Source organism: Idiomarina sp. UBA4206, assembly GCF_002383015.1.
GTDB classification, from domain to species: domain Bacteria; phylum Pseudomonadota; class Gammaproteobacteria; order Enterobacterales; family Alteromonadaceae; genus Idiomarina; species Idiomarina abyssalis.
In genome coordinates this window covers 31,216-33,413 of the sequence record NZ_DFTS01000016.1, presented here as the reverse complement: position 1 = coordinate 33,413, position 2,198 = coordinate 31,216, and the positions used below count along the sequence as shown (strand labels likewise).

General features: G+C 49.8%; 4 protein-coding genes. 2 read left to right on the top strand and 2 right to left on the bottom strand.

Annotated elements, in window-relative coordinates; translation table 11 throughout:
• Positions 1-252, top strand: a 252-nt coding sequence (locus tag B3180_RS15725) for an alpha/beta hydrolase family protein (RefSeq protein WP_414654019.1), incomplete at its 5' end; no start/stop codon positions are given.
• On the top strand, positions 253-405 hold the full coding sequence (locus B3180_RS15720; RefSeq protein ID WP_414654018.1) for a hypothetical protein: 153 nt from the start codon (positions 253-255) through the stop codon (positions 403-405).
• A gap of 64 nt (positions 406-469) precedes the next feature.
• Here the strand turns inward: B3180_RS15720 and B3180_RS03500 are convergent, their stop codons facing one another.
• Together B3180_RS03500 and B3180_RS03495 are read right to left on the bottom strand one after the other, a co-directional pair.
• The gene (locus B3180_RS03500; RefSeq protein ID WP_054490795.1) at positions 470-1,666 is read right to left on the bottom strand and encodes an ABC transporter permease; all 1,197 of its coding nucleotides are present in this window, start codon (positions 1,664-1,666) and stop codon (positions 470-472) included.
• A partial coding sequence (locus B3180_RS03495; RefSeq protein ID WP_286843091.1) for an ABC transporter ATP-binding protein occupies positions 1,663-2,198 on the bottom strand: 536 nt, incomplete at its 5' end. The genes B3180_RS03495 and B3180_RS03500, both read right to left, overlap by 4 nt.

The window sequence follows — 2,198 nt, the reverse complement described above, 5'->3', positions numbered from 1 at the left end:
GTTGGTATCAGCAACAACTTATCTAAGTTTGGTACCACTGACATTGCGAAAGAAATGCACGCGGTACACGCGCGCAGCTACCCATGGGACAAGTGGGAATGGTACTTAGAGCGCAGCCCAATTTTCCACGCAGAAAAGGCCCGCACGCCAATTCTTATCATGCACGGTAAAGAAGACACCCGTGTACACCCTTCTCAGTCAATGGAGCTCTACCGTTACCTGAAGACTCACGGTAACGTGCCGGTTCGCTAAGTGCTTTACCCCGGCGAAGGGCACGGTAACCGTAAAGTTGCAGCACAGCTGGACTACAGCATGCGTCTAATGCGCTGGATGGATAGCTTCCTGGTTGAGAAAGCCGAAGAGAAACCATCGTTTGAGCTGCCACACGCTGAGCAGCTGAAGTAAGAATACCTCTAATAAAAAGCCGGGAGCTGTGAAGCGTCCCGGCTTTTTTGTTCCTTCAACTTTTTTATTTACCGGCGACAGCTCGCCAGATTTCTTTCCAGCCTGGTTCTTTACCATAGTACTGAATGCCCATGGCGAATAAACGCCCGGCAACACTACGCATCCAGTAAACGAAGGCCGCCAGCAATACCAGGCTCAGCAACCACTCCCATACTGCAACGTCAGTTTGCAGCAAGCGCGCAGGCATCATTGCGAATGAACTGATCGGAATAATGCTCATCACCGTTGCGATAGTGGAGTCTGGCTCACCAATCACACTGAAGCTTAAAAACACCGGCAACAGCGGTACCAACATTACCGTACTGCGGGACGAGTGATTCGGGTCATCAATGGTTGCCGAAAAGCCAGCCAGCATGGCGTTGATTAAAACTGTTCCCAGCACCACAAAGATAATACTGAGCAGAGTCGTTCCCACGCCCCAGTCCAGGCCCGAACCACCGTCTTCTGAAAAGGCGGCAATCACCATGCTCACGCCCAGAATCATTAATCCAATAAAGGTCATGGATTTAATACTGTGCAGCGTAATACCTATGATTTTTCCGTCCATCCACTGCGTAGGTGTCACAATCGTCAGCAACTGTTCCGTCACACGTTGCTGCTTCTCGGCAGTAATCGACATCATCATCAATCCAAAACCGGTGAAAACGCCGACCATGATCACCATCAGTAACATGGTGGCGGAAGCGTCGCTGGCATCGTCTATCGAAGCGTCTTCGCTTTCTTCAATAGCAAAGGTTATGTCGGGTTTCTCATTAATGACTGTGCGCTCTTCCGGCGTCAGTGACAGTTGTTGAATACGAAGAGTCTGCAACTGCTCCTGCAGCTCGCTGCGTAACTCCTGCTGCCAGCTTTGTGACTTCTTCACCCAAACCTTAGCGGTTAACTCGGGCGTAATCACAATCAAGGTATCTAAGTCTTCTGGTAGCTGCGTTTGCCACTTTTCCACTTCCATGGTGCCGGCGCTACGAAGGGTTAAGTCTTTTGGCGCCTTGAATTCCCACGCCTGCGGCTTACCTTCCTGATAGAAAATAGCGCCCTGGTATTCATCGGAAAAAATTTGGGTAATAGCTCCCCAACCAGCACTCACCGCAAAAATCACCACTAAAAGCGCAATGGAAAACAGCTCCTGCTTCCACTTAAAAAAGCGTTTGAATTCCCACCAGGCAATAGCTTTTAACTGTTGTAAGTAACTGACTTTCATGACTGCACCTCCCCGGTTTGCTTACGTATCGTGTCCAGGTACAAGTCATGTAACCCCGGCTGAATAGGTGCAAAAGCCTTTATCGGCACCTGCTGTGCTAACTGCGGCCACAACTGCTCAATATCGGTGTCCTTATTAAACTTCAGTTCAACCTGCTCGTCGTTTACTTTACGAACTGAATCTATCTGTTCCACTGCCGACCAGTTTTCCATTGCAAGCTGGGCATTGGTGGTCACCCGGTAAACCGGTTCCGGTAGTAAAGTATTGCGAATTTCCTGAAGGCTTCCCTGCGCAACAGCCCGGCCTTTATTCATTAACAGCATGGTATCGGCTAAACGTTCTACCAATGCCATCTGGTGCGCACTCAACACCACGGTTTTGCCGCGCTCGCGCAGCTCACTAAGTACCGTTAACACATGTTCCTGATTCACCGGATCCAAACCTGAAAACGGCTCGTCCAGAATCACCAGCTGCGGGTCATGCAGCAAAGTGGCTATAAGCTGCACTTTTTGCTGGTTACCTTTAGACATCT

What these genes read in the sequence shown, in the direction of transcription:
- B3180_RS03500 (WP_054490795.1), bottom strand. Translation starts at nt 1,666, where the DNA reads ATGAAAGTCAGTTACTTACAACAGTTAAAAGCTATTGCCTGGTGGGAA.